A 26,774-nucleotide genomic window follows, 5' to 3' on the forward strand; every position below is an offset into this window, starting at 1 on the left:
TGATAGTATACAATCGTATGCGAAAGTAGGTCATCGCCAAACTATTTACACAAAACCCCAGTCTACTAGAAACAGTAGTCTGGGGTTTTATTTTGCGGAGGCATGAAATTATTTAAAATAATATGCGTTAAATATTAAAATAAATGGAATTTAATTTTATTGAAAATACTATTTATAGAGATAAACGCAATAAAATTCTAATAAATTTAATTCTGCTCTTGAATGAATGCGGCAAAACTGCTACTCTTACACTTTACATAATCAAAATAGGAATGTACACATGAACCGCTTAAAATCTACAGATGATGTTCGCATTAATGGTATTATGGAATTGTTGCCGCCAATTGCGCATTTGTATGAATTGCCCATCACGGAGCAAGTGGCTGATTTGGTTACGCAAACGCGTGCAGAAATCGCCGATTTGGTATCGGGTAAAGACAATCGTTTATTGGTGATTATTGGACCGTGTTCCATTCATGATACGAAAGCGGCAATGGAATATGCGCAACGCTTATTGCCATTGCGTAAAAAATATGAAAAAGAATTGTTGATTGTCATGCGTGTGTATTTTGAAAAGCCGCGTACCACAGTTGGTTGGAAGGGTTTGATTAATGACCCGCATTTGGACGGTAGTTTTGACATTAATTTTGGTTTGCGACAAGCGCGTAAATTATTGTTGGATTTGAATAATTTGGGTATGCCCGCGTCCACTGAATTTTTGGATATGATTACGCCACAATATTATGCGGATTTGATTTCGTGGGGCGCAATCGGTGCGCGTACCACAGAAAGCCAAGTTCACCGTGAATTGGCAAGCGGTTTGTCTTGCCCCGTTGGTTTCAAAAACGGTACGGACGGCAATCTGAAAATTGCGATTGACGCGATTGGCGCGGCTTCGCACCCCCATCATTTTTTATCGGTAACGAAAACAGGGCATTCGGCAATTGTGCATACGGCGGGCAATCCTGATTGTCATGTGATTTTGCGTGGTGGAAAAGAGCCAAATTATGACGCCAAACACGTTCAGGCTGCCACCGAACAATTGACTAAAGCAGGGGTTACGCCGAAATTAATGGTGGATTTTAGTCATGCAAACAGCAATAAAGACTATACCCGCCAAATGCTGGTGGCGGAAGATGTGGCGCAACAATTGCGTGATGGCGAAAACAATATTATGGGCGTGATGGTGGAAAGCCATTTACAGGAAGGTCGCCAAGACAAACCTGAAGTGTATGGCAAAAGTATCACGGACGCGTGTATCGGCTGGGATACAACGGAAATCTTATTGGATTTATTGGCAAAAGCAAACGCGCACCGCGTATAAATTAATATAAAAAACAAAAAGCTGTCTGAAAATGGGAAACTGATTTTCGGGCAGTTTTTTGTGTTTCAGGCTGCCTGAAAATGTTATAATCGCGTTTTTTAATGTTCGGGCGATGATGATGAGCCAATCTTCTACAAAATGGTCTTTTTGGAACGCAATCCTGTTTTTGTGCGGCGTAATTGTATTGATTGGCGTGTCCACGTTTTTGGCGATATTGCTGTTGCAGCATTTCCGCGACCCAACGCAATTGTGGGCAGCGATTAGCACGGTGTTTACGCTTTTTGGCGCATTGTTGGCGTTGGCGGCGGCGGTGGCTTTGGTTTCGCTGGCGGTTTCTTATTTGTCGCTGAACGGTAAATTGCAGCAAGCACAGGTTTATTTGGCGCAAGCGCGTTTACATCTTGATGAATACAATCAGCTTTCTCATCAGAAAAATGAAATTGAGCGCAAGGTACATGATTTATTGCGCCTATACGATGGGCTGTCTGAACAGCCGCATGTGAGTGAAGTAAATCATATTAAATCTTTGATTAAACAAGTTTTGACTTCGGAAGCGGCGGATTTTGAAGCGCGTTTATTGGCGCGAGCGGTGCAACAAGATTGGCAAGCAAAACAAGCATTTAATGCAGCCAGTACACAAGAAAATGAGACGGCTTGGCAGCAAGCAGCGCAGCAATGGCAACAGGCTGGCGTGTTGTGGCAAATGGTTTTGGCGGCGGTGCCTGAATTTTTGCAATTGGGACAACAAAAACATTTTTTGGCAACACAATTGAATCAAGCACTTGCGCTAAAAAATGCCGCCGCATTCAATGGCACAGACAGGCAGCCTGAATTTTATCGCCGTTTGCATGATTTATATTTGCCTTTGTTGCTGACGGAAAAAAGCAAAGATGGTGAATTAAATCAAATGATTCATTATGCGGCTCATCAAAGCGGCATTCAGGCGTATCAAGAAGGCGAAGTGTTATGGCAACAAGGTTCGCAAAATTTGGCTGAAGTGCGCCAAAAATGGTTTTATGCGCAACAATATTTCCAAAAAGCATTGGAAATGAATGAAAATAACGTGGAAAGCGCGTATCAATGGGGGAATCTGTTGGAGCGTGAAGCACGTTTGGTGGCGCAATCGGATTCGCAAAAGCTGCCTGAAGCGCGGCAATTGTGGTTGGCGGCGCGTGAAAAATACCGCATGGCTTTGGACGTGGACGAGCAACGAACGGAAGCCGCGTTTAATTGGGGCAATACGCTGACCGATGAAGCCACCGCTTTGGTGCAAACCAGCACGGAGCATTTGGCGGAAGCGCGTATTTTATGGCAGTCTGCGCGTGAAAAATTTGCGCAAGCATTGGATATTACGCCAGAATTTGACGCAGCCGCCCACAACGCGGGCATGACGTTTAACAAGGAAGCAGACGCAGTTTTGCAAATCAATCAAAATGCAGACGAAGCGCGTTCTTTGTGGAAACAGGCGGGCGAGCATTTTCAGGCTGCTTTGGAAATCAATAAAAACCGTTTTGAAACCGCAAATTCGTGGGGTTTGGTGTTGGCGAAGGAAGCGGATTTGTTGGTGCAGCTTGATGAAGCGAATGTGGGGGAAGCGCAGCGTTTGTGGCAATTGGCGGAGCAGCGTTTTCATCGTGCTTTGGAAATTGAGCCGAATTTGCAGGCTGCCGCCGCGAATTGGCGTACCATTTTGTATCATGAAATCAGCGTATTAGGCGATGATAATGCGGCAAAACGCGATTTGCTGCTGGTGGCGCGTGAAAAAGTGGCGGCGTTGGCTTTGGTGTCGCCGCAGCATGAGCAATCGGTTTTGGTGCAAGAATTAGCTGATTTTATTCAGAAAAAAATCAATGAATTGGAAAATGTAAATGTGCTGCAACCCCCTGTGGCGCAATTTCGTCCTGTAACCAGCGCGGATTAATCGCACAAAAACACAGGCAGCCTGAAAGAATCTTTCAGGCTGCCTGTGTTTTTATCAATTTAAATAATTTCTAGCCCAAAATCATTTAAACAATCAACCAGCCAAAAAATCGGCAAACCAATCAAAGCGTGTGGGTCTGTGCTGTCAATTCGGCGCAATAAAGCCGCACCCAAACCTTCGCTTTTTGCTGCACCTGCACAGTAAATCGCATCGGGTTCGCGCGCCAAATAACGCGCAATTTGTGCATCGGACAATTCGCGCATTTGCACAATTGTGGTGTCCACATGACTTTTCAGGCTGCCTGAACGCGTGTCCAGCACGCAGCAAGCACTATAAAATTCAATGCGTTGCCCTGATAATTCGCGCAACATTGCCGCCGCTTTTTCCACCGACATCGGTTTGCCAAGTTGGGTATGGTGGCACCACGCCACTTGGTCTGCGCCAATAATCAAATGTTGCGGATAAATCTGCGCCAGCGACTGCGCCTTGCCGATTGCCAAACGCAAAGCGGTGTTGGGTGCGGTTTCGTGGGGCAGAGGCGTTTCGTCAAACATGGGTTTGGCGGCGGTAAAATCCACGCCCAAAGTACGCAATTGTTGCTGCCTGAAAACCGATGTGGACGCGAGAATAAGCGGTAATGTCATCATAAAATCCTATTTAAAATAAAAAAAGGGCATTTTCAGGCAGCCTGAAAACAGTTTATCTCTTGAATTTCCCGAAAAAATATTGACTGCCAAGCCATAAAATTATATCATGCCCTGTTTATGTTAAACCGAATCTTGATTGACCCACAAGCGTTTGTCATCAAACAAGAAACGCGCCACGGCAGCGTGTTACTCAATCAGTTAGACAAGCGTACTTGGTCGCCCGACATTGCCGATACTGCCACCCATATTCACTACACCCTAACAGGCGGCGTGGATAGGTGGCAACGCCCATTTTTAGATTTATCCGTTTCAGGCAGCCTGAAACTGAATTGCCAACGCTGCATGAACCCTGTGGATTTCCCCGTGAACGAACAGGCGCGAATTGTGCTGTTTGACAATGAAGACAAATTGGACGAAGCCATGCTTGCCGATGATGAATTGGACGGCATGATTTTAACCGATGAGTTGGATATTTTAACTTTGGTGGAAGACCAATTACTGATGGCTTTGCCCATTTCGCCGAAACACGATGATTGTGGCAATGTTAATTTAGACAAAGTGAATCAAGATAAACCCAATCCGTTTGGCGTATTGGCCGGTTTGAAAAAAGGTTAAACTTTTTAATTTTTTATTATTTTTCAGGAGCTTGAAATGGCTGTTCAACAAAACAAAAAATCCCCTTCTCGTCGTGGTATGCACCGTTCACACGATGCTTTGACTGCGCCTGCTTTGTCTGTGGACACGGCAACTGGCGAAGTTCATCGCCCACACCACATCTCTCCAAACGGTATGTACCGTGGTCGCAAAGTAACGAAAGCCAAAGGCGAGTAATTCTAGCGGCGTAGGATTGAGAAAAAAGCCAGCGATTGTGCGCTTCTGCAATATCGGCTGGCTTTTTTGTTTTCAGGCAGCCTTTCAGTACGCTACAAAATTTGGCGTAGGGTAATGAAAGGCAGCCTGAAGATTTTACTTTGGAGAACGAGAACATGACAGTCAAAAAAATTTGGTACACTTATGACGATATTCACAGCACCATGAAAAAAATTGCCGAGAAAATTCAAGCCGATGGCGTGAAATACGATGCAATGGTGGCAATTGGCGGTGGTGGCTTTATTCCTGCGCGTATGTTGCGCTCGTTTTTGGATATTCCGATTTACGCGGTTTCTACGGCGTATTATTTGGACGAGTCGGGCAGTGGCGCAACGGCAAATGAAATTCAGAAAGTGCAATGGCTTGACCCGATTCCCGACAAATTAATTGGCAAAAATATTTTGGTGGTGGACGAAGTGGACGATAGCCGTGTAACCGCCGATTTTGTGTTGCGCGAATTTGTGGAATGTGGGCAGTTTACGGAAATTGGTTTTGCGGTGATTCACAATAAGTTGAAGCAGAAAAAGGGCAAAATTCCGTTTAATGTGCGCTATTATGCGGGCGTGGAAGTGGAAGATTGGTGGATTCATTATCCTTGGGACGCGCTGGATATTGACGCGCATAATGCGCGTGTGGAACATGGTTAATTAGAAAAAATCAAATATAGTCGCAGAACTGAAAAAGCAGTACGGCGTTGCCAACGCCTTATGTACTATTTTCATTTCTATGACTATCATCAGGCAGCCTGAAAAGTGTTCAGGCTGCCTTGTTTTATTTAGGGTTTTATTTAGGGGTTTTCTGAATACACTTGCGCGGCTTTTTCGCGTTCGGCAGCGATGTCGGCGGCGGCAGTAAACAGTACGTCTGTGGACGAATTGAGCGCGGTTTCGGCGGAATCTTGAATCACGCCAATGATGTAGCCCACCGCCACCACTTGCATGGCAATGTCATTGGGAATGTTGAATAAATTACACGCCAATGGAATCAGCAGCAGCGACCCCCCCGGTACGCCCGAAGCACCACACGCGCCGATGGTCGCCAGCAAACTCAATAATAGGGCGGTCAGGAAATCCACTTGAATGCCTTGCGTGTGGGCGGCGGCGAGTGTCAGCACAGTAATGGTAATCGCCGCGCCCGCCATATTGATGGTCGCGCCCAATGGAATGGACACGCTGTAGGTTTCTTCTTGCAAATTTAGTTTTTTCGCCAAAGCGATGTTTACGGGAATATTGGCAGCTGATGAGCGGGTGAAAAAGGCGGGTACACCGCTTTCGCGTAAACATTGTAAGACAAGCGGGTAAGGGTTTTTGCGGATTTTCATAAACACAATCAATGGATTAAATACAAATGCCACAAATGCCATACACGCCAGCAATACGCCAATCAGTTGCCCATATTCTGCCATCATTTTGGGGAAACCTGTGGTGGCGGCGGTTACGGTTACCAAACCAAAAATACCGTAAGGCGCACATTTAATCACGCCGTGTACCACTGCCGTAACTGCATCGGATAAATCATGAATCATGTCCAGTGTGGCTTGCGAAGCACGGCGTAAGGCTAAACCCAGCAACACCGCCCAGAACAAAATCCCAATATAGTTGGCGTTTACCAATGAAGCGAATGGGTTGCTGACGAGATTCATCAGCAGGTTTTTCAAAACCGCGCCAATCCCTTCAGGCGGGCGCACATCCACCGCGTCTGCCGCTACCAGTGTGATGGTGCTGGGAAACATAAAGCTACCCAACACGGCAACCAACGCCGCGCCAAATGTACCCAGTAAATACAAAATGAGAATAGGGCGGATATTGGTTTTCACGCCGTGATTGTGGCGGGCAACGGCAGAAGTTACCAAAACAAAAACTAAAAACGGTGCAACGGCTTTTAATGCACCCACAAACAGGCTGCCTAAAATGCCAATAACTTCCACCACCGTTTGCGCGGTGGCGGGGTTAAAACCTGAATTGGGTGTGTTGATGACATAATTGGCGTGTTGCCCGATGGCTGCGCCGAGAACTAGCCCGATGATGATTTGCCAAATCAGGCTGATTTTGGGTTTTTTGACGGTTTCAGTCATGATGATACCTGTGTGAATGTGTTTGCAAAGAAATGTTAATATGGGTTTATTGTAAAATAAAAATGCGCTAAATGGAAAGAAAAACGCTTTCAGGCTGCCTGAAAGGATTTTTTGGGAACATGATTATCAAAAAAATTTACAGTGCCAAAAACATCCTTATGTACTTGGTGTACACGGTGCTTACTGTCATCTTGTATGGACAGGCAGCCTGAAAACTGTCTCCTTTCTCCATCACTTTTCTATTTTCAGGCAGCCTGAAATGCAAAAAAGCGTTAAAATACGTTTTTCTTTTATTACAAATTGAGAATGTGATGCCGAAATTCATTAGTAAAATCATCGCATGGATAATAGACCGCAGTTTGTCTGCTTTCGTTTCATTTATCACAGGGGTTCGCCCAAAATTTGAAGGCGACCTGAATTTTACCCCCGATAATAAAGTGTATTTTGCCAATCATGCCAGTCATGGCGATTTTGTGATGGTGTGGATTTCTTTGCCGCACAAATGGCGTAAAGTGGTGCGTCCTGTGGCGGGCGCAGATTATTGGTTGCAAGGCAAAATCCGTAAATTTATTATTCAAAATGTTTTCAATGCTTTACTGATTATGCGTAATGGTAACGACCCCAAAGCCATCACCATGCAAATGACTGAAGAGATTAGCAATGGTTCATCATTGATTATTTTCCCCGAAGGCACGCGCAATACCGATGATCAAACCATTTTATTGCCTTTTAAAAGCGGGATTTACCATTTGGCGCGTGAAAATCCTGATGTGCGTTTTGTGCCCATTTGGATAGACAATATTAATCGCGTGTTGCCCAAAGGCAAGCTGATTCCTGTACCGATTATTTGTGATGTGTTTATTGGCGAAGAAATGGCTTTGCACCCGAATGAAAGTAAAGATGAATTTTTAGAACGCACGCGCAATGCCCTGCTTGCGCTTGCCCCAGAAACCAAACGAGGTAGCCATCATGCAAACGCTGTATAAACCTTTACCGATTGATGCGGGCTATATTTTTTTGGGTGTGTTGGTGGCGTTGTGCGTGGCGCATGGGGTGGGCAATTGGTTGAAAAATCGCCACCCGCAAAGTGATGCGGTGAATAATTTAAATGCGCGGATACGCTCGTGGTGGTTGATTGTGATTATGCTGCTGTGTGCGTTTTGGTTTGACCGCATTGGCACGATTATTTTGTTTTTTGGGGTGTCCTTTGCTGCGCTGCGCGAGTTTATGACGCTGATTTATCGGCGACGTGGCGACCATGACGCGATTGTGGTGTGTTTTTATTTGCTCTTGCCGATTCAATATTATTTGGTGATGACGGATTGGTATGGCATGTTCAGCGTGTTTATTCCTGTGTATGCGTTTTTGATTTTGCCGATTATCACGGCGTTTAGCGGCGACACGAAGGAAATTTTTGAGCGCACGGCGAAAATTCAATGGGGCGCGATGGTTACGCTGTATTGCTTGTCGCATGTGCCGATGATAATGAATTTGCAAATTAAGGGTTTTGAAGACCGCAATTTGTTGCTGCTGATGTTTTTTGTGTTGGTGGTGCAGATGTCTGATGTGTTGCAATTTATTTTTGGCAAACTGTTTGGTAAGAAAAAAATCATGCCAGCCTTGTCGCCCAATAAAACGGTGGTGGGCATGGTGTGTGGCATTGGGGCGGCGACTGTGTTGGCGGGGTGTTTGTATTGGCTGACGCCGTTTACGCCGTTTCAGGCTGCCTTGATTGGTTTGCTGATTTGCACGATGGGTTTTTTTGGCGGTTTGGTGATGTCGGGCATTAAGCGCAGCTATGGTGTGAAAGATTGGGGCAAGATGTTGGACGGGCATGGTGGTATGTTGGATAGGGTGGACAGTGTGTGTTTTGCTGCGCCGATTTTCTTTCATATTGTGCGGTATTATTGGGGGTAAGGGGTGTCTTGTTCAGGCAGCCTGAAACCTTTATTCCCAATATAAACAAGGAATAAGAATATGCTCACCGATAAGCAAAAACAACAAATCCACGATTTCGCCGTTGCCGAAATCACCGAAGCGATGGCGGATATTCGCCACAAAACGGGCGATGAGAAAATTTACGCCTTTGCTTTGGGCTTGGTGGAATATCCCTGTGGCTTTTTCTGCGCGGCAAACACGGTGGACGCACTCGCGCAGTCGTTGGAAGAAGACGATGACGCGGAAACGGAAGACACGCTTTGGTTTTGGTATCCGAGCGAGTGGAAATACGATGGTAATTTTGCCGACAATCGTGTTCACCAAACCATCACCGCCATCAGTCGCCGCATTGAAGACGATGACCAAATCCGCTACACGCAATTGCGCCACGATTATCAAGATTGCCTGATTGCCGCGTTGAAAACCTGCGATGAACGCGGCGTGTTTGGCAAGGAGCGCGCTCGCGGCGAGCTGGTGTTGTATGTGCATTATGTGGATATTTTTGATGAAGAGGTGGACGACCAATCTTCGGCGATACTCAATTCGGCGGCGTTGCACCAAGCATTTGTGCAGCGTTGGGACGAAGACATTTCAGGCAGCCTCACGGCAACGGTTCGCGCTTGGGTAGATGATTTGTATGAAGTGTATGACGATGAAGAGGGTGGGGCGTAATGTTTAGGCAGCCTGAAAATCAAATTCAGGCTGCCTGATTTACCTAGATTACTCATGGCGGAAATCAAATTGTTGGCGGCGGAAATGGAGTTGGTAAGGAAAGCGTGTTCGTTTGCGCTTACAGAACGAGAGCTTGCGCTTGCAGCTTTGGGGAGGGTTAAGCCAAAAGCGGTAGCAGTTAAAGCTGCATCTTTCACAATAATTTTGCTTTTCAGGCTGCTGCCGTTCATGCCTGTGATTTCCCAATCTGTGCCAATTAATTTTAATTGCCATTTTTGGTCGGCAGCCTGAAAAACGCCATTGCCTTTGTTTACCCATTTGGCTTTACTGATGTCCACATTGGCAATCAAAATTTTACCTTGATTATCTTTAGTCGTGAATGGTATCAGTATCGTTAGAATTGGTAATATCATTAGCAATTAAGTGATAGGTGTCATTACCTACACCACCTTTCAGTAAATCACTACCTCTACCACCATATAAATGGTCATCTCCTTGATTACCACCTAAAATATCATCGCCTGCATGACCATGTAGGGTATCTACATCATCTCCACCAATGATAATGTCTTTACCTGTATTTCCTTTGATGATGTCTTTACCTTTACCACCATATAAAACATCAAAATCTTTTTTAGTTTGAGCTATTATTGGCAATATCTGTATCATTATATTGAAGAGATTGTTTCAAAGTAGATACATAATCAAAGTTAATATTCATAATATACTCCTAAAAAGATTAGTGGTTTAAAATGTAGGCATACTGTATTAATTCAATAGTATTGGGAAAAGTACTATTTGACAAATTAAATGGGGACAATGGCAGGGTTTCCATATATAAAATAGGGTAATTAGGTAATTTTTTGGGATTTATCCAATAATATCGTGTATTGGGTTGGTAAATATTTTGTTTTGGTAGTTTAGCTTGGAGTTCAGACCGTTCTTTTTCATTTTCTATAAAACTAGTCAAAAAACCATCTTCATTAATTTCTTCTAAAGATAGTTGCTTGATGAACGGTGGGGGTAAGATGTTGGGATATTGCCCTTTATCTAAAGAACCGCCAAATGACAAATTTACTTGTTTAAACTTTGGGCTGGTATAAACATGTAAAGAAGCAAATTTTTCCACCTTCCCATTTATTTCTTTAATATTGCTTGTTCTGTAAATATATAAAGTATTTTTTTCATTAAAAATTTCATTTTCTAATTGTTTATTCAATTCCACCTCTTCTTTCATAGAATCAATAACTGGAATACCCCAAATTTGAATGAGCATTTCTTGTGGCATTTCAAACAAACATTGGCTGTCTAAATTGTCATACATTTGCTTCAGTAAATCATCAATATCCACCACCTTATGCAGATTTTTGCAGGCAGCCTGAACCCTTTGGGCTGGGCTGGGCGATGAAGCCATTTTGGTTTGTGTGATACTTGGCTGACACGCCGCCGCCAACAATATTGTCAGGCAGCCTGAAAGCCATTTTCTTGCTATTTTCATTTTTTTATTTTCCATTTATTGCTTAATTTTGCAATTAATTATTCTATTAATAAAAATAATTGTCAATAAAATTTACAATAAGATCGATGCAAAAAACATAGCTCCCAGTCTCCCTATTCGGCAGCCCCACAAATCCTGTTACAATCGCCCTATTTCAAACCATTCTCATATTTCCATTCACTTGCGCCATGACCGACCAAGCCACCACTTTACCCGACAATACCCCCAACACGCCCCCACAGCCACCGCGCCGCACACGCCATTGGTTGCGCCGCATGGTGTCATTTTTGGTGCTGCTGCTGACGGTGGTGGTGGGCGCGGTGGTGGCGGCGGCGATTTGGTTGTTTGGCAGCGAAGACGGTTTGCGCTACGCCATCAGGCTGCCTGAAAAACTGCCAATTGGCGTCAATGTGCAAGCAAAATCGGTAAATGGCACGATTTGGCACGGATTTTCGGCGAACGAGATTAGCGTGGACATGGAAAGCGCGCATATCCAAGCCAGCCATTTGCATTTCAAATGGCAGCCGCAAGATTTGCTGAAAGAGCATTTGCATATCAATCAGTTACACATTGGCGATGTGCATATTGACAACAAACCCACCCCACCCAAACCCAAAGCTGAACCACCCAAATTACCCGAAAGCATTTCCTTGCCGCTCACCGCCAGTTTGGACAGCCTGCAAGTGGGCAAAATCACGCAGGGTAAACAGAAAACGGTGTTGTTGCACCGCGTTCAGGCTGCCTATCGTTATGACCACAAACATCATATTCTCAATATTCAATCGCTGAAAACCGACTGGAGCGATAGTCAAGGCAGCCTGCAATTGAACACGGTGTTGCCCTATGCTGTGTTGGGTAAACTCACTTCGCAAGGCGAATTGGACGGCATTGCGGTGGACAATTTGCTGCAACTTTCAGGCAGCCTGAAAGACATTGCGCTGAAAACCAATATCAAAGGCTTGGGGATTTCGCTGGACGGCGACACCAGTTTCCACCCTTTTGCGCCGAATATCCGTGATTATATTGGGCATATTCAATTGAAAGGCGAAGGGATTAATCCACGCGCATTTTTGCAATCTTTGCCGCAAGCCAAATTGACTTTTCAGGCGAATGTGTTACCCGAATTGGGCGATGTGATTGGTTTAACAGGAAAAATTAATTTACAAAACCATCAGCCACTCACCGCCGATAAAAACGGTATTCCCGTGCGCCAATTGTCGGGCGATTTTCGTGTGAACGAGAGTGGCGCGGTGGAAATTGCCCGTTTACAAGCGAATTTGATGGAACGTGGCGAAGTGAATGTGTCGGGCGGCATTTACGCGCAGAAAAAAACGCTCAATCTTCAGGCTGCCATCAAAAATTTGACCAGCGCAGATATTGTCAATACGCATTTTCACGGCACATTCAATGGCAAACTCATGGCAACAGGTTCGTTTGTGCGCCCAAAAGTGGCGTTTGATGTGAACACGGGACGCGCCGATGTGCAGGGTGCTTTGTCGCTGATTAGCGATGAGCAAAATGGGCAGCGCACTTTATTATTGGAAAACGGCACAATCCGCCCGCAAAACGGCGGCGTGGCGAATGTGGCGGCGCGGTTTGAATTGTTTAAAAATCAAAATGTGATGGCAAATGTAAACAGTCAATCGCTTGATTTATCTAAACTTTATCCTGATTTGCCCAGCAGCAACATCAATGGCGACATTAAGCTGCAAGGCGAAGTGGCACGAAACGCTTACCACGCCGAATTGCATTTTCGCCCATCGCATTTTTCGGGGGCGAATTTGTCGGGAAATGGCTATGTTTCCTATGAAAACAATCACTTGAGTAAAGCCAATTTGTCGGTGAAATTGGGCAATAATATTGTGCAAACACAGGGCAGTTTTGGCAGAAAAAACGATGTGTTAAAAGTGAATGTGAATGCGCCTAGTTTGGCACAATTGGGTTTTGGAATCAAAGGTTTGGCGAATATTTCAGGCAGCCTGAAAAATACGGAAGACAGTTGGACAAAAATTGAAGCGGATTTGGCAGGTCAAGCGCGTGAGTTTACCATTCCCAATGTGGTCGTGATTAAAACTCTTGATTTTAAAGCCAAAGGTTCGCCTGAGTTTACCGCGCCTTTGGTGTTGGCTGTAGATGGCAAGGGCATAGTGTCGGGTGGTACGGCGATTGACAATGTGCAATTGGCGTTGAATGGCAGCGTGCGCGACCACGTTTTGCAGGGCGCAGGCAGCCTGAAATTGGACGGCAAGCCTTTTGTGTTAAAACTGGCGGCAAAAGGCGGATTATCTGAACAAAATCAATGGATAGGCACAGTCAATACTTTGGATTTGGCGGGGGCGTTGGATTTGCGTTTGCAAAATACGCTGAATTTGGAAGCAGGCGCGGAGCGGGTGGTATTGAGCGCGGCGCGTTGGCAGGCATTGGGGGGCAGCCTGAATTTGCAACAATTTGTGTGGGACAAGAAAAATGGGCTTACCACCAAAGGCAGAGCGGAAAATGTGCATTTGGTTCAATTACATAATTTCTACACGCCGCCGATTGAGCATGATTTGGTGGTGGCGAGCGAGTGGGATTTGAGCTACAGCAATGCACCGCGTGGTTATTTGAATTTGCGCCAATTGGGCGGCGATATGATTTTGCCGACCGCGCGTAAACCCAAGTTGGAATTGAATAATTTTGTTTTGCAAACGCGTTTGGCGGAAAAAGGGATTTTGAATCAGTTTAGCGGCGACACGCGTTATGGCAAGGCGAGCGGCGATTTCAATATTTTGCGCGGTTTTGGCGATGGCGATTTGCTGGCTGCGCCTGTGGGCGGCACGCTGCGTTTGGACGTGGCAGAGTTGAATAATTTGAAAAATATTTTGCCAACAGGTCAAACGGTTAGGGGGCGGATTGCGGCGGCGGCGGCGGTGTCGGGCGTGTTGTCTGCGCCGAAATTGGTGGGGACGATTAATGGCGAAAATTTGTATTATCGCAACCAAAGCGCGGGCATTGTGCTGAAAGATGGCAGCCTGAAATCGCGTTTGCAAGACCGCGTGTGGACGGTGGATTCCTTGCAATTTAGGCGCGGCGGCACGGCGACTTTAACGGGTACGGCGGATTATTCAGGCAGCCTGCCGATTGTGAATGCGGAGGTGGTGTTTGACAAATATCAGGCATTGAATCAGGCAACGCGTGATTTGACCATTAGCGGCAAAACGCAATTATTCTATAATGAACAAGGCTTTACCCTAAATGGCAAACTGATTACCGATGAAGGCAAATTTGGTTTCCAAGAAAGCAGCGCACCCACGCTAGACGATGATGTGGTGGTCTTGGGCGAAACGCAGCCTGAAAAATCGGCAAGCACGCCATTTAATATGAATTTGGTATTTGATTTAAATGATAAATTTCAATTTAGTGGCGAAGGTTTGCGCGTTTTATTGGGTGGACAATTAACGCTGACAACGCGTCCGCAACAAGACGTTACGGGCGTGGGCAGCATTCATGTGGTACGTGGTCGCTACAAGGCGTATGGGCAGGATTTGGTGATTTCCAAAGGACTGATTTCCTTTGTTGGACCTTTGAGTCAGCCGAATTTGAATATTCGTGCCGAAAGGCGTGGTTCACCTGTCGGAGCGGGGGTGGAAGTGTTGGGCAATTTAAATTCGCCGCGCATTACTTTGGTGGCAAACGAGCCGATGAGCGAAAAAGACAAATTGTCATGGCTGATTTTAAATCGCCCCAGTAGCGGCAGCAGCACCGACAACGCGGCGTTGGCAACGGCAGCAAGCGCGTTTTTGGCAGGCAGCCTGAACGATAAAGTGGGTTTGGTGGACGATTTTGGTTTGTCCAGTTCGCAAACGCGTAACGCGCAAACGGGCGAAATGAACCCCGCCCAGCAAGTGATTACTTTTGGCAAACAATTGAATCGTGATTTGTATTTTGGTTACGAAGCAGGTTTGCAAACGGCGAGCCAATCGGCGAAACTGGTGTATCAGTTGAGCAAATCATTTCAGGCGATTGCGCGGCTGGGGACGGAATCTTCGGGCGTAGAAGTGAAATACATCAAGCGATTTGATGGTGATGATTTTGACTGGTTTGGGCGCGATAAATCATTCCACAAGCCCAAAAATCAAGCTGAATAATGCCATGATGGGATTTTCAGGCTGCCTGAATTCCCATTTGGCACAGAAATGGCTTATACTTACTTGTTACACTATTTTTTATTTGATTAAGGACACGCCATGCAACAATTTGAAATCAACAATTACATCAAAAAACAATTGGGCGAATATCTGGACGCCAAACAATGCGACCTGAAAACCGCCATGGACGATGAAACCATGAACCATGAAATCGCCGCGATTTTGCACAAAGGTTTCCCGACTATGGTGCAGAAATTTTATTCGCTGAAAAAATTTGAAGTATTTTTATGGGAAAAACGCGAATTTTTGTACACCCATATTCAGGCGCGTTTGGACGCATTGAGCCAACCCAAGAAATAATCCAACAATTATTTGGCTAAATAACATTCAGGCAGCCTGAAAAAGGATTCCCCCTTTTCAGGCTGCCTGAATTTTTTAAATCAACAATTACGCGCCATACACAGGACGTTTGTCGCACAAGGCTTTGGCTTTTTCTGCCACTTGCGCCAACACGGTTTCATCGTTGGGGTTTTCCAACACGTCTGCCACCAAATTTGCCAATTCACGCGCATCGGCTTCATCAAAACCGCGCGAAGTAATCGCAGACGCACCCACGCGAATGCCACTGGTTACAAACGGTTTTTCAGGGTCGTTGGGAATGGCGTTTTTGTTGATGGTAATGTGTGCTTTGCCCAAAGCCTCTTCTGCCGCCTTGCCCGTGATGTTTTTCGGGCGCAAATCCACCAAGAAAACATGGCTTTCTGTGCGACCAGACACAATGCGCAAACCGCGTTTCACCAATTCTTCTGCCATGGCAGCTGCGTTGATTTTCACTTGTTTGGCGTATTGTTTGAATTCAGGTTCAAGGGCTTCTTTGAATGCCACCGCTTTTGCCGCAATCACGTGCATGAGTGGACCACCTTGCAAACTTGGGAAAATGGTTGAATTCAAAATCTTTTCATGCGTATTGTCGCGGCACAAAATCACGCCACCGCGAGGACCACGCAACGTTTTGTGTGTGGTGGTGGTTACAAAATCGGCAAATGGCACAGGATTGGGGTATTCGCCACCTGCCACCAAACCCGCATAATGCGCCATGTCCACAAACAAATACGCGCCCACTTTGTCGGCAATTTCGCGGAATTTCGCCCAATCAATTTGCAAGGCATAGGCAGACGCGCCTGCCACAATCATTTTCGGCTTGTGTTCCAAAGCCAAACGCTCCACTTCGGCATAGTTCAGCACTTCGTTTTCGTCCAAACCGTAAGTGATGGCGTTGTACAATTTGCCTGAAATGTTCACGCTGGCACCGTGTGTCAAGTGTCCGCCATGCGCCAAGCTCATGCCCAAAATCGTATCGCCAGGTTTCAACACGGCTGCGTACACCGCTTGGTTGGCTTGGCTGCCTGAATGCGGTTGCACGTTGGCGTATTCTGCGCCAAACAGTTTTTTCACGCGGTCAATCGCCAGTTGTTCTGCCACATCAACGTGTTCACAGCCGCCATAATAGCGTTTGCTGGGGTAGCCTTCGGCATATTTGTTGGTCAGTTGGCTGCCTTGTGCTTCCATCACGGCACAGCTCACATAGTTTTCAGACGCAATCAGCTCAATGTGGTCTTGCTGGCGTTGTACTTCGGCAGCAATCGCGGCGGCTAATTCGGGGTCGTATTTTTCAATGGTAACGCTTTTTGAGAACATAATTTGTCCTTATAAACAGGTTGATGGGAATGAGGCGGATTGTAGCATAATTTATTTTTCAGGCTGCCTTTTTGTGTGCGACAAAATGAAGAGTAGGGTAAAATTCGTGATTGAAAAATTATCGGCTACTGAAAGGCAGCCTGAAAATGTGGCTTGAATGGCTAATCGTGGGGTGGGCAGCGTGGTACGCGGCGCAACGCGTGTAGCAACAAAATGGGCATATTCAGGCTGCTCTTTCTCCCCCTAAAAATGTTGCCGCATGGCAACAGGCAGCCTGAAAATAGAATTATTTGATGTAAAATAATTTTTTTATCTTGTTGAAAATAAAATTTTATTTTATGATATAGACTTGTTCAACTAATATAATGGGTTTTCACAATGAATACGAAATTGTTGGTTGTATTGGCAGTAACAGGCGCATTGGCAGCCTGCGGTGGTGGCGAAAAACGCAAAAATAAACAAAGCGTTGAGGAAAAAATCACCGCCAGTGGCTATGTCTGCAAAGCGGTAGGCGATGACGAAATTGCCGCTCAATTCACGCGTTGGAATGAAGCCTTGAAAACTGGTGATGCGAAAGCCGTAGCCAACTTGTACGCTTTGGATTCTGTGTTGTTGCCAACCGTTTCCGATAAAGTGCGCTACACGCCAGCCGAAAAAGAAGATTATTTCAAACACTTCTTGGAGAAAAAACCCGTTGGCGAAATCAATGAACGCGCCATTCAAATCGGCTGTAACTGGGCTTTGGACGCAGGTATTTACACATTTACCTACCAAAAAACAGGCGAAAAAATTACAGGTCGCTACAGCTACACTTATCGCTGGGACGGCAAACAATGGCAAATCAGCAGCCATCACTCTTCATTAATGCCTGAACCATTGATGAAAGCCGCCGCAGCCGCTAAAGCCGCACCTGCACCACAACCCGCACCGCAAGCCGTGCCACACGCTGAACCTGCACACGCTGCCCCAGCACCGCAGCCTGCACCACAAGCAGCTCCTGCACCTGTTGCGCCACAAGCCGCACCGCAAACTTCAGCACATTAATTGGATAATCAAAAGGCAGCCTGAAAAACAATGGATTGGTTTTTCAGGCTGCCTTTTTTTGTTAATTTGGATGATAGTGGATTAAATTTAAATTGAATTCACTATAAAACAAATATCAAGGGTTCACAGGGCGACACGCCACCATATAATTCACCGATACATCATCGCCCAAAAAATAATGCCGCGACAATGGTTTATAACCCATACCACGCGTGTCCACCAAATCCAGTCCAGCCGCCCGACACATACGCGCCAATTCCGCAGGCGTGATGAATTTGCCCCAATCATGCGTGCCTTTTGGTACCAAATTCAACACATATTCCGCCCCAAAAATCGCGTGAACATACGATTTGGCATTGCGATTGAGCGTGGAAAAAAACACCCAACCATCAGGTTTCGCCAATTTCGCACAGGCACGAATCACCGAAGCAGGGTCGGGGACGTGTTCCAGCATTTCCATGCATGTTACCACATCAAATGAATGAGGCATTTCTGCCGCCAAATCTTCCACGCTCACGCAGCGATAGGCAAGGTTTTCAACATCTTGTGCTTGCGCGTGCGCTGTAGCCGCCGCCAAAGAACGCTCCGCCATGTCCACGCCCAAAACCTGCGCCGCCCCCAACACCGCCATGCTTTCCGCCAAAATGCCGCCACCACAGCCCACATCTACAATATTTTTACCTAATAAATCAGCATGTTGGTGAATATAACCCAAACGCAAAGGGTTAATGTCGTGGAGTGGCTTAAATTCGCCCGATTTGTCCCACCATTTATCGGCGAGTTTGCTGAATTTTTCAATTTCGGCGGAATCTACGTTTTGGTTTTGAGTGGGTTCAGTCATGATGATTTTTCCAATTAAATAAATAGGTTATCTTGATTTCAGGCTGCCTGAAAATAATCAAAATGAATATGAAAAAAGCCCGAACATTTTGTTCAGGCTTTTCAAAATTTGGTGGGTCGTGAGCGATTCGAACGCTCGACCAACGGATTAAAAGTCCGCTGCTCTACCGACTGAGCTAACGACCCAATAAAGATTTGAATTATATAAACCTAATCTTTATTCGTCAAGCTGATTTTCAAACTATTTCAATAAAACCCTATTTTTGTTGCTTATTTTCCAATGCAAAACCGCGAAAAAATCACGCCCAACAAATCATCAGCCGTAAATTCGCCCGTGATTTCATTGCACGCCACCTGCGCCAAACGCAAATGTTCCGCCAACAATTCAATTTGATGGTTGCCGCAAGCTGCCGCGTTGTCCAGTTCGGTTTGCGCGGTTTGCAACGCGTGAATGTGCCGCGTGCGCGCCAAAAACAAGCCTTCGCTTTCGCCTTGCCAGCCAACTTGTTGTAATAATTCATGTTTCAACAAATCCAAACCTGCGCCTGTTTTGGCGGACAGCTTGATGATGGTGCTTGCGCCCGTTTCGTTTTTCAGGCTGCCTGAACGATTTTCCACGCTTGGATTGTCATTTTTCAAATCAATTTTATTATGAATTTCAATGCATTTCAGGTTTTCAGGCAGCCTGAACAGGATTTCGCGCGTGGTGTCGTTCAAGCCCTCGTTTGGGTCTATCAAAATCAGGGCGACATCGGCATTTTGCACCGCCTTTTCGCTGCGCTGTATGCCGATTTGTTCCACAATATCATCGGTTTGGCGCAATCCAGCCGTGTCGGTAATGTGAATGGGCACGCCGTCCAGCGTGATGTATTCGCGCACCGTGTCGCGAGTCGTGCCTGCGATGTCGGTTACAATCGCCACATCATCGCCCGCCAAAGCATTGAGTAAACTGGATTTTCCGACATTGGGCGCGCCCACCAGCACCACATTCATGCCTTCGCGCAAAATCGCGCCTTGTTGGGCGTGGGCGAAAATGTTTGCCAACTGGGTTTGCAGGCTGGCTAATTTGCCTTTTGCGTCAGCCGCTTGCAGAAAATCAATGTCTTCTTCGGGAAAATCCAGCGTGGCTTCCACCAGCATACGCAAGGTAATCAAATCGTCCACAAGCGCATGAATTTGTTGAGAAAAAACGCCTTTGAGCGAACGCATTGCCATACGCGCTGCGGCTTGGCTGGACGCGTCAATCAAATCCGCCACGCTTTCGGCTTGCGCCAAGTCCATCTTATTGTTGAGAAAAGCGCGTTTGGAAAATTCGCCAGCCTCTGCCAAGCGTGCGCCCAATTCCACGCAACGCGCCAACAGCATTTGCAAGACGATTTGTCCGCCATGTCCTTGTAATTCAATGACATCTTCGCCTGTGAAACTAGCTGGCGAGGCAAAATACAGCAGCAAACCATTGTCAATCGCGCTGCCGTCTGCGGCGAGAAAGTCGGTGTAGAGTGCGGTGCGCGGTTTGGGCGTTTTGCCGCCCGAAATGGCTTGGGCGAAAGGCAGTAAGTCTTTGCCCGATATGCGGATTATGCCCACGCCGCCGCGTCCGTTGGCGGTGGCGATGGCGGCGATGGTGGGGGAATGTGGGTGGTTCATTGCAGGCTGCCTGAAAAATTTGAAGATGGTGAATTATAGCATTCAGGCAGCCTGAAACTGGTTTTCAGGCTGCCTGAATGCTATAATTTTCCTTTTTTGCCTTTGGTAAATATTCAAAATGTCTAATCCAAACAATCTTTTAGAACGCTTGTTCAAATTATCCGAACACGGTACCAATGTTCGCACCGAAATCGTGGCGGGTTTCACCACTTTTTTAACCATGTGCTACATTATTATTGTCAATCCGTCTATTTTGTCCATCACGGGCATGGATTTTGGCGCGGTGTTTGTGGCGACTTGCATTTCGGCGGCGATTGGCTGCTTTATTATGGGCGCGTTTGCCAATTATCCGATTGCGCTTGCCCCTGGTATGGGCTTGAACGCGTATTTTACATTCAGCGTGGTGCAGGGCATGGGGGTGAGCTGGCAAATTGCGTTGGCGGCGGTGTTTGTGTCGGGGATTATTTTTGTTTTATTTAGCTTTTTTAAAATTCGGGAAATGCTGGTAAACGCCTTGCCCATGAGTTTGAAAATGGCGATTGCGGCAGGGATAGGCTTGTTTTTGGCATTGATTGCTTTGAAAAATGCGGGGATTGTGATTGCCAGCGAAGCCACTTTGTTGAAAATGAATAATTTATATGAAATCAAAGACGGCGTGAAAGTACCGAATATGCCCGTATTGCTGGCTTTGGGTGGTTTCTTTTTAACGATTGCTTTGGATTATTTCCGTGTGCGCGGCGCGATTATCATCAGTATTTTTGTGATTACCGCGATTGCAGCGGCTTTGGGTTTGACGCAATTTGAGGGCGTGGTGTCTGCCGTGCCATCGCTTGCACCGACTTTTATGCAAATGGATTTTAATGGGCTGTTTAATGGCAGCATGATTGCGGTGGTGTTTGTATTTTTCTTGGTGGACTTGTTTGACAGTACGGGAACGCTGGTCGGCGTGTCGCACCGCGCAGGTTTATTGGACAAAAATGGACATTTGCCGCGTTTGAAACGCGCTTTGTTTGCCGACAGCACGGCGATTATTGCGGGCGGCGCGTTGGGGACTTCTTCAATTACGCCGTACATTGAGAGTGCTTCGGGCGTGGCGGCGGGTGGGCGCACGGGTTTGACGGCGGTAACGGTGGGTGTGTTGATGTTGGCGTGTTTGTGGTTTTCGCCATTGGCAAAAGCCGTGCCTGCGTTTGCGACTGCGCCCGCTTTGTTATACATTGGCGTGCAAATGATGCGTTCTGCCACCGAAATTGATTGGGACGATATGACCGAAGCCGCGCCTGCATTTATGACGATTGCGTTTATGCCGTTTACTTATTCCATTGCCGATGGGATTGCTTTGGGTTTTATCAGCTATGCGGCGATTAAATTGTGCTGCAAACGCCATCGTGAAGTGCCTGTGATGGTGTGGATTGTGGCGGTGTGCTGGTTGGCGAAATTTTGGTTTTTGGGGGCGTGAAGATTGTTCAGGCTGCTTTTGGGTACACGATAAAATAAATGTAGGGTGTAAATTATATGATTGATTTATATGGAAATATTTTCAATTTTGCTACGTGGCAGCCTGAAAATCCCCAATCATCTCCAACAATTCTTCCCCATATTCCGCGATTTTCTCATCATCAAAACCATGAATCTCGCGCAAATCGTCCAGCGTTTTGGGTAATTTATTCGCCAGCTAACAAGGTCGGCTATCTGAGCCAGCATCTATAAGTCCCAGAACTGAAAAAGCATTACAGCGTTGCCAACGCTCTTATGTACTATTCGTACATGGCGGGCGTTGTCGCCTTGTACTGCATTTTCATTTCTACGACTATACTCAAAAAGGCATTTTTTTCTTTTGATACAATAAATTAAGCAATCATCCATCATTTGAAATCTCGTGAATATCGGCTCGGAGAACCGACCTACGCTTGCTGAAAAGCAATTTATTGATGTGCCATTTTATTCCATTTCAACAACGCCACCCAATATTGCCGATTGGCATTGCACGCGGTTTCATTTTCCACTTCACAAACACCTTGCGCGTTATCGGGAAACACGATGAATTGCTTGTCGTCCAACGGCATTTTGCGCAACATCACCGTATCGGCAACATTGCCGCCAATCAAATGCACTTCACGCTCGTACACGTCCACCACCACATCGCAATGGGTGGGCAGAAAGCCTTGTTGCTGCTGCAAAAAATCTTTCAATGCCACATGATTTTTCACATCTTCGCTGCGGCTGTAACACAGCAAATCGCCCACTTCGGGTCGGGTTTGTATGGGCGGCAACAGTTGATAATGCCCCTGCTGCTGGGCGGCAGCGCGAATGTAGGTAATGTGCGCTGGGGCAAAAGCAAAATCTTTTACCCCCGCTTGCGTCATCACATGGGAAATAAAGGCGGCTGACCAAGGTTTGTCTAACAACAAACTGCGGCAATGATGAATATGCCGTTCTTGCGATTGAAAACAAGATGATAAATTGTCTATCGTATCCATATTTGGCGTTGCCCAATACAGCGCAACCCGTTGCCAAGCGGTTTGACCATTGCCCAATTTGGCATGGGTCGCCTCGCTGACACCGCGTTTCACAATATGCCCCTGTTGATTGATAAAGGGGCGATGCCACAATTCATGTTCCCATTTGGCAACCCATGCAATTTTTTGATTCAGCGAAAGATTTTCGGGAACGGGGATATTTTCCTGTTGCTGAATATAGGCGGTATGCTGCGAAATTTGGCAAGCGTTGAGTGAAAGCAGCGCAATCAAAATCAGCGCGTAAAATTTGAATGGATTGGGTAACATGGTGTTGAGATTGTGTGTTGATTTAATTGGAGAAATGTTTTCAGGCAGCCTGAAAACTTGTGTAGGGTGCGCCGTGCGCACCCTACTTCATTACCAAAGTTCGCTCAAACGATTGGGGTGCTTGATGAGCATCTCACTAAATTGCTCTGCTTGCTTAAACTGCGCTTTGGTAAGCTTTTCACCATTGCAATACAAGTCAAGGTGTCCTTTATTGACATCGCCATATAAATGATTGTTATATAAAGCCAATGTACAAGCCGTTAGTGGATTGGTTTTGACACCATAAACGGTAGCGTTTTCCTCCATACCATAAATTACGGTTAAATCAGACAGCGCCATATAATTTTGTAATGTAGCGGCTTGCTGCAATTTTCCGATGATTTTTAGATAATCAACAGGTGTCTGCTTTTCCAATAATTTAATTTCATCCATGATTTTTTGTGTACCATTAGGCGCAAATTCATCTGCGGTTTCTTGACTGCTCATACCATCTGCTGCCATATCAGCCAAAATATTTTGGGCAACCTCATGTCCATTATCGGCAGCCTTTTTCATCCAATGATAGAAATCACTTTCTTTGATGCGGGTAGGGTCAGCCGTTTCAAATAGCGATTGAGCCAAGAAATATTGTGCATCCACATCGCCTTTTTCAGCTTGAGCCAACAGATTTTTTTGTTCAACCGTGTAGTTTAAATGCGTATGAGCAGGACTGCTGGCAGTCATATTTTGTATGTCAGCAGTTGTTTCTGCGGAACAAGCGGATAATGCCAAAAGAAGTAATAGAATATGATTTTTCATGTATTTATCTATTTTAATTTAACAAAATACCATTTCAGGCAGCCTGAATTGCCGTCCGCTAGGACTTTCAGGCTGCCTGAACTGTTTTATTCTTCCGATTGATTTTTGCCAGCAGGCGGTTCAAGCTGTTCTTTCCAGCCGCATTCTTTCTGCGGACACACACGCTCCACGCCCCAACGCTTGGTTACTTTCCGCATGGTAATTGCCCAGCCGCATTGTGGACACGGCTCGTTGAGCGGCAAATGATTGACCGCATATTTGCAATCGGGGTAGCTGTCGCAACTGTAAAACGTTGTGCCAAAACGCGATTTGCGTTCCACCAAATGCCCTTTACCGCATTGTGGGCAGGGGACGCCTGTGGTTTTCGGTTTTTCCAAAGGCTCAACGTGTTTGCATTTCGGATAATTCGCGCAACCGATGAATTTGCTGCCTGAACGCGCCGTTTTGTACACCAACTGACCGCCACATTTGGGGCAACTTCTGCCTTCCAATTCAGCTTGTTGCGCGGCTTCTTGGGCAACGCGCTCGGCGGCTTGTTCGGCGGTTTCGTTCACATTGCGCGTGTAGCCGCATTCGGGGTAGCCCGCGCACGCCACAAAACGCCCTGCGCGTCCGAATTTGATTTGCAATTTGTGTTTGCCGCATTGTGGGCAGGTTTCGTCCAATTCTTGCGTGGTGAATTTGGCGCGTTCAATGCCTTCTTTTTCAACAACTTGCTTGTGGAAACCTTTCCAGAATTTTTCCATCACAGGAATCCAAGCGCGGCTGCCGTTGGCGATTTCATCAAGCTGGTCTTCCAATTTTGCCGTGAAATCGTAGTCCACATATTGCTCAAAATGTTCGGTCAAAAATTTGTTCACAATGTCGCCCGTGTCGGTGGGTTGGAAACGGCGTTGTTCCACCGTAACGTATTCGCGGTCTTTTAAAGTCTTGATGATACTGGCATAAGTGGACGGACGACCAATGCCAAATTCTTCCAAAGCCTTAACCAAAGTCGCCTCGTTAAAACGCGGTGGCGGCTGGGTAAAATGCTGTTCGCCATACAATTTATCCACAGGCAGCACATCGCCCACCGCCATTTCAGGCAGCTTTTTGCTTTCTTCGGCTTCATCGTCTTCGTCTGCGCCTTCTTGATACACGCTCAAAAAGCCAGCAAAAACCAACACTTGTCCAGTCGCGCGGAACACGCCATCGCCCACGTTAATGTCCACCGTTGTTGCGTCAAATTTCGCGTCCACCATTTGACACGCCACCGTGCGCTGCCAAATCATTTGGTACAACTTGAATTGGTCGGGCGACAAAAACGGTTTCACGCTTTCAGGCGAACGGTACACCGAAGTCGGGCGCACCGCCTCGTGTGCCTCTTGCGCGTTTTTGGACTTGGTTTTGTAGATTTTGGGCGAAGATGGCAGAAAATCTGCGCCAATTTTGTTGTCAATATAATGGCGGATTTCGGTCAGCGCGTCTTGCGACAGGGTTACGCTGTCGGTACGCATATAGGTAATCAAGCCGACTGCGCCTTGTCCCACGTCTATGCCTTCAAAAAGCTGTTGGGCGGTGCGCATGGTGCGGTCGGTGGTAAAGCCGAGTTTGCGTACCGCGTCTTGCTGCATGGTGGACGTGGTGTAGGGCGCGGCAGGTTTGCGTGTGGCTTTTTTCTTAACCACATCAGACACTTGTGCTGTTTTGCCTTGCAAGGCAGACAACACGGCAGCCTGCGCGTTTTCATCGGGCAGCGAAAACTGTTCCAATTTATTGCCCTGCCATTGAATCAGTTTGGCGGAAAATTTGGTGCGCCCTTTGTGGCTGTCCATGTGGACTGTCCAATATTCTTGCGTTTCAAAGGCGCGGATTTCGTTTTCGCGTTCGCAAATCAGGCGAAGAGCAGGGCTTTGCACGCGCCCAGCCGACAAGCCGTAGCGGATTTTTTTCCACAAAAGCGGCGACAAATTGAAACCCACCAAATAATCCAAAGCACGGCGGGCTTGTTGCGCGTCAATCAAATTCACGTCCAAGCCGCGCGGATTTTGTAAGGCTGCCTGAACGCCTTTTGGCGTAACTTCATGAAAAACAACACGTTGGATTTTTTCGCCCACGTTTTTCATGCCGCGTTTGGATTTCAAGATTTCATAAATGTGCCATGAAATCGCTTCGCCTTCGCGGTCGGGGTCGGTTGCCAGATAAATGGTGTCGGCTTCTTTGGCGGCGGCTACGATGGCATCAACGTGCTTGCTGTTTTTGCTGATGATTTGGTATTTCATGGCAAAATTGTCATCGGGATTGACCGCGCCATCTTTGGGAATCAGGTCGCGGACGTGTCCGAATGAGGCAAGTACTTCAAAATCACCGCCCAAGTATTTTTTTACAGACTTGATTTTGTTGGGGGATTCTACAATTAATAGGTTTTTGGACATGGTTTTTTGTTCTTTATTTTGTTAAATTAAAATGGTGTGGTGGATTTTCAGGCTGCCTTAAAATGACAACATGACCATATTTGCACAAATTTGATTGTCGGCACTTTCAAAACAAACATAATCGTCTTTAATGCGTTTGAATTGAGCCATTTTATTATTTAAAGTCAAGGTGTTTTCAACTGCCACGCTGTTTGAATTGTAAACGGTTTTTCGTTGCACTTCATGAACTTGATGATTGCCCAAATAAAAGATTGCAGCAGACACAACGGTTTGATTTGCACCCACTGCGGGCAAGGTCAATTCAACGCGACAGGGTATATTGTGTTGTGTGCGTGTATCGCAAGTGGTTTCGCGTACATTAAACCCATTCGCCCATACGTTTTGTGTTGCCAATAATAAAATCGGCAAAATGGTTTGTTTTTTCATGATTTTTGCGCTTTCAGTTTGTAGGGTGCGTATTACGCACCGTTTTCTTT

The 26,774-nt window shown here is 46.2% G+C and carries 24 protein-coding genes and 1 tRNA gene; 12 read left to right on the top strand and 13 right to left on the bottom strand.

Annotation, left to right across the window (positions count from 1 at the left end):
• Nucleotides 1–280: 280 nt before the first annotated feature.
• Together aroG and Q338_RS03245 are read left to right on the top strand one after the other, a co-directional pair.
• Nucleotides 281–1,324 (top strand): 3-deoxy-7-phosphoheptulonate synthase AroG, encoded by a 1,044-nt coding sequence (gene aroG / locus Q338_RS03240; protein WP_034291898.1) that lies wholly within the window; start codon nt 281–283, stop codon nt 1,322–1,324.
• Nucleotides 1,325–1,442: 118 nt separating this feature from the next.
• Nucleotides 1,443–3,245, top strand: coding sequence for a tetratricopeptide repeat protein (locus tag Q338_RS03245; RefSeq protein WP_147293673.1), 1,803 nt, complete (start codon nt 1,443–1,445; stop codon nt 3,243–3,245).
• Between the two features lie 59 nt (nt 3,246–3,304).
• Here the strand turns inward: Q338_RS03245 and Q338_RS03250 are convergent, their stop codons facing one another.
• Complete coding sequence (locus Q338_RS03250) at nt 3,305–3,889, bottom strand: Maf family protein (RefSeq protein ID WP_034291902.1); 585 nt, start codon at nt 3,887–3,889, stop codon at nt 3,305–3,307.
• A 120-nt stretch (nt 3,890–4,009) separates the two neighbouring features.
• Between Q338_RS03250 and Q338_RS03255 the strand changes: the two genes are divergently transcribed.
• From Q338_RS03255 to Q338_RS03265, 3 genes are all read left to right on the top strand, one after another.
• Nucleotides 4,010–4,507 carry a YceD family protein gene (locus Q338_RS03255; protein WP_034291904.1) on the top strand — a complete coding sequence of 166 codons (498 nt, stop codon included), beginning with the start codon at nt 4,010–4,012 and terminating at the stop codon, nt 4,505–4,507.
• Between the two features lie 36 nt (nt 4,508–4,543).
• Nucleotides 4,544–4,723, top strand: coding sequence for a 50S ribosomal protein L32 (gene rpmF / locus Q338_RS03260; RefSeq protein ID WP_034291907.1), 180 nt, complete (start codon nt 4,544–4,546; stop codon nt 4,721–4,723).
• A gap of 155 nt (nt 4,724–4,878) precedes the next feature.
• Complete coding sequence (locus Q338_RS03265) at nt 4,879–5,409, top strand: phosphoribosyltransferase (protein ID WP_034291909.1); 531 nt, start codon at nt 4,879–4,881, stop codon at nt 5,407–5,409.
• Nucleotides 5,410–5,549: 140 nt separating this feature from the next.
• On the opposite strand, the gene sstT is transcribed toward Q338_RS03265, so the two are convergent.
• Nucleotides 5,550–6,836, bottom strand: a complete 1,287-nt coding sequence (sstT, locus tag Q338_RS03270; RefSeq protein WP_034291911.1) for a serine/threonine transporter SstT — start codon at nt 6,834–6,836, stop codon at nt 5,550–5,552.
• A gap of 311 nt (nt 6,837–7,147) precedes the next feature.
• On the opposite strand from sstT, the gene Q338_RS03280 reads away from it, so the two are divergent.
• Genes Q338_RS03280 through Q338_RS13680 form a run of 3 tightly spaced genes read left to right on the top strand, consistent with a single transcriptional unit; the run spans nt 7,148 to nt 9,446 of the window.
• Nucleotides 7,148–7,822: a lysophospholipid acyltransferase family protein gene (locus Q338_RS03280; RefSeq protein ID WP_034291916.1), complete on the top strand. Its 675-nt coding sequence runs from the start codon at nt 7,148–7,150 to the stop codon at nt 7,820–7,822.
• Nucleotides 7,806–8,753 (top strand): phosphatidate cytidylyltransferase, encoded by a 948-nt coding sequence (locus Q338_RS03285; protein ID WP_034291918.1) that lies wholly within the window; start codon nt 7,806–7,808, stop codon nt 8,751–8,753. The genes Q338_RS03280 and Q338_RS03285 overlap by 17 nt, the downstream gene beginning before the upstream one ends.
• A 60-nt stretch (nt 8,754–8,813) precedes the next feature.
• A complete protein-coding gene (locus Q338_RS13680; protein ID WP_051968461.1) occupies nt 8,814–9,446 on the top strand; it encodes a DUF4303 domain-containing protein in 633 nt (210 codons plus the stop codon).
• Nucleotides 9,447–9,815: 369 nt separating this feature from the next.
• Here Q338_RS13680 and Q338_RS03300 read toward each other — a convergent pair whose 3' ends face one another.
• Together Q338_RS03300 and Q338_RS03305 are read right to left on the bottom strand one after the other, a co-directional pair.
• Nucleotides 9,816–10,103, bottom strand: coding sequence for a hypothetical protein (locus tag Q338_RS03300; RefSeq protein WP_244773408.1), 288 nt, complete (start codon nt 10,101–10,103; stop codon nt 9,816–9,818).
• 82 nt (nt 10,104–10,185) lie between these two features.
• Nucleotides 10,186–10,959: a hypothetical protein gene (locus Q338_RS03305; protein WP_147293672.1), complete on the bottom strand. Its 774-nt coding sequence runs from the start codon at nt 10,957–10,959 to the stop codon at nt 10,186–10,188.
• Nucleotides 10,960–11,132: 173 nt separating this feature from the next.
• Between Q338_RS03305 and Q338_RS03310 the strand changes: the two genes are divergently transcribed.
• Both Q338_RS03310 and Q338_RS03315 read left to right on the top strand, forming a co-directional pair.
• Entirely contained in the window at nt 11,133–15,071 is a 3,939-nt protein-coding gene (locus tag Q338_RS03310; protein WP_084693506.1) for a translocation/assembly module TamB domain-containing protein, read from the top strand.
• A gap of 99 nt (nt 15,072–15,170) precedes the next feature.
• Nucleotides 15,171–15,431 carry a hypothetical protein gene (locus Q338_RS03315; RefSeq protein ID WP_034291926.1) on the top strand — a complete coding sequence of 87 codons (261 nt, stop codon included), beginning with the start codon at nt 15,171–15,173 and terminating at the stop codon, nt 15,429–15,431.
• 87 nt (nt 15,432–15,518) lie between these two features.
• On the opposite strand, the gene glyA is transcribed toward Q338_RS03315, so the two are convergent.
• A complete protein-coding gene (gene glyA, locus Q338_RS03320) occupies nt 15,519–16,769 on the bottom strand; it encodes a serine hydroxymethyltransferase (protein ID WP_034291928.1) in 1,251 nt (416 codons plus the stop codon).
• 378 nt (nt 16,770–17,147) lie between these two features.
• On the opposite strand from glyA, the gene Q338_RS03325 reads away from it, so the two are divergent.
• Nucleotides 17,148–17,813, top strand: coding sequence for an SgcJ/EcaC family oxidoreductase (locus Q338_RS03325; RefSeq protein ID WP_084693508.1), 666 nt, complete (start codon nt 17,148–17,150; stop codon nt 17,811–17,813).
• 115 nt (nt 17,814–17,928) lie between these two features.
• Here Q338_RS03325 and ubiG read toward each other — a convergent pair whose 3' ends face one another.
• The 3 genes from ubiG to mnmE all read right to left on the bottom strand — a co-directional run bounded on the left by ubiG (nt 17,929) and on the right by mnmE (nt 20,300).
• Nucleotides 17,929–18,654: a bifunctional 2-polyprenyl-6-hydroxyphenol methylase/3-demethylubiquinol 3-O-methyltransferase UbiG gene (gene ubiG / locus Q338_RS03330; RefSeq protein WP_034291930.1), complete on the bottom strand. Its 726-nt coding sequence runs from the start codon at nt 18,652–18,654 to the stop codon at nt 17,929–17,931.
• Between the two features lie 109 nt (nt 18,655–18,763).
• Nucleotides 18,764–18,839, bottom strand: a tRNA-Lys gene (locus Q338_RS03335).
• Between the two features lie 84 nt (nt 18,840–18,923).
• Complete coding sequence (gene mnmE / locus Q338_RS03340) at nt 18,924–20,300, bottom strand: tRNA uridine-5-carboxymethylaminomethyl(34) synthesis GTPase MnmE (protein WP_034291932.1); 1,377 nt, start codon at nt 20,298–20,300, stop codon at nt 18,924–18,926.
• Between the two features lie 118 nt (nt 20,301–20,418).
• On the opposite strand from mnmE, the gene Q338_RS03345 reads away from it, so the two are divergent.
• Nucleotides 20,419–21,759: an NCS2 family permease gene (locus Q338_RS03345; RefSeq protein WP_034291934.1), complete on the top strand. Its 1,341-nt coding sequence runs from the start codon at nt 20,419–20,421 to the stop codon at nt 21,757–21,759.
• A gap of 90 nt (nt 21,760–21,849) precedes the next feature.
• Here the strand turns inward: Q338_RS03345 and Q338_RS15450 are convergent, their stop codons facing one another.
• The 5 genes from Q338_RS15450 to Q338_RS03365 all read right to left on the bottom strand — a co-directional run bounded on the left by Q338_RS15450 (nt 21,850) and on the right by Q338_RS03365 (nt 26,724).
• Entirely contained in the window at nt 21,850–21,942 is a 93-nt protein-coding gene (locus Q338_RS15450) for a hypothetical protein (protein WP_169815840.1), read from the bottom strand.
• Nucleotides 21,943–22,225: 283 nt separating this feature from the next.
• A complete protein-coding gene (locus Q338_RS03350; protein ID WP_115723595.1) occupies nt 22,226–23,167 on the bottom strand; it encodes a DUF2272 domain-containing protein in 942 nt (313 codons plus the stop codon).
• Nucleotides 23,168–23,176: 9 nt separating this feature from the next.
• A complete protein-coding gene (locus tag Q338_RS03355) occupies nt 23,177–23,884 on the bottom strand; it encodes an SEL1-like repeat protein (protein ID WP_147293671.1) in 708 nt (235 codons plus the stop codon).
• Nucleotides 23,885–23,970: 86 nt separating this feature from the next.
• Nucleotides 23,971–26,298 (bottom strand): type I DNA topoisomerase, encoded by a 2,328-nt coding sequence (gene topA, locus Q338_RS03360; RefSeq protein WP_034291938.1) that lies wholly within the window; start codon nt 26,296–26,298, stop codon nt 23,971–23,973.
• Between the two features lie 57 nt (nt 26,299–26,355).
• Nucleotides 26,356–26,724 (bottom strand): hypothetical protein, encoded by a 369-nt coding sequence (locus Q338_RS03365; RefSeq protein WP_034291940.1) that lies wholly within the window; start codon nt 26,722–26,724, stop codon nt 26,356–26,358.
• Between the last annotated feature and the right edge of the window lie 50 nt (nt 26,725–26,774).

The sequence above is a fragment of the Alysiella crassa DSM 2578 genome, from assembly GCF_000745955.1.
Lineage (GTDB): Bacteria > Pseudomonadota > Gammaproteobacteria > Burkholderiales > Neisseriaceae > Simonsiella > Simonsiella crassa.

Coding starts and splice junctions, on each gene's coding strand:
- aroG (WP_034291898.1), top strand. CDS start 281: ATGAACCGCTTAAAATCTACAGATGATGTTCGCATTAATGGTATTATG.
- Q338_RS03245 (WP_147293673.1), top strand. CDS start 1,443: ATGAGCCAATCTTCTACAAAATGGTCTTTTTGGAACGCAATCCTGTTT.
- Q338_RS03250 (WP_034291902.1), bottom strand. CDS start 3,889: ATGACATTACCGCTTATTCTCGCGTCCACATCGGTTTTCAGGCAGCAA.
- Q338_RS03255 (WP_034291904.1), top strand. CDS start 4,010: ATGTTAAACCGAATCTTGATTGACCCACAAGCGTTTGTCATCAAACAA.
- rpmF (WP_034291907.1), top strand. CDS start 4,544: ATGGCTGTTCAACAAAACAAAAAATCCCCTTCTCGTCGTGGTATGCAC.
- Q338_RS03265 (WP_034291909.1), top strand. CDS start 4,879: ATGACAGTCAAAAAAATTTGGTACACTTATGACGATATTCACAGCACC.
- sstT (WP_034291911.1), bottom strand. CDS start 6,836: ATGACTGAAACCGTCAAAAAACCCAAAATCAGCCTGATTTGGCAAATC.
- Q338_RS03280 (WP_034291916.1), top strand. CDS start 7,148: ATGCCGAAATTCATTAGTAAAATCATCGCATGGATAATAGACCGCAGT.
- Q338_RS03285 (WP_034291918.1), top strand. CDS start 7,806: ATGCAAACGCTGTATAAACCTTTACCGATTGATGCGGGCTATATTTTT.
- Q338_RS13680 (WP_051968461.1), top strand. CDS start 8,814: ATGCTCACCGATAAGCAAAAACAACAAATCCACGATTTCGCCGTTGCC.
- Q338_RS03305 (WP_147293672.1), bottom strand. CDS start 10,959: ATGGAAAATAAAAAAATGAAAATAGCAAGAAAATGGCTTTCAGGCTGC.
- Q338_RS03310 (WP_084693506.1), top strand. CDS start 11,133: ATGACCGACCAAGCCACCACTTTACCCGACAATACCCCCAACACGCCC.
- Q338_RS03315 (WP_034291926.1), top strand. CDS start 15,171: ATGCAACAATTTGAAATCAACAATTACATCAAAAAACAATTGGGCGAA.
- glyA (WP_034291928.1), bottom strand. CDS start 16,769: ATGTTCTCAAAAAGCGTTACCATTGAAAAATACGACCCCGAATTAGCC.
- Q338_RS03325 (WP_084693508.1), top strand. CDS start 17,148: ATGAATACGAAATTGTTGGTTGTATTGGCAGTAACAGGCGCATTGGCA.
- ubiG (WP_034291930.1), bottom strand. CDS start 18,654: ATGACTGAACCCACTCAAAACCAAAACGTAGATTCCGCCGAAATTGAA.
- mnmE (WP_034291932.1), bottom strand. CDS start 20,300: ATGAACCACCCACATTCCCCCACCATCGCCGCCATCGCCACCGCCAAC.
- Q338_RS03345 (WP_034291934.1), top strand. CDS start 20,419: ATGTCTAATCCAAACAATCTTTTAGAACGCTTGTTCAAATTATCCGAA.
- Q338_RS03355 (WP_147293671.1), bottom strand. CDS start 23,884: ATGAAAAATCATATTCTATTACTTCTTTTGGCATTATCCGCTTGTTCC.
- topA (WP_034291938.1), bottom strand. CDS start 26,298: ATGTCCAAAAACCTATTAATTGTAGAATCCCCCAACAAAATCAAGTCT.
- Q338_RS03365 (WP_034291940.1), bottom strand. CDS start 26,724: ATGAAAAAACAAACCATTTTGCCGATTTTATTATTGGCAACACAAAAC.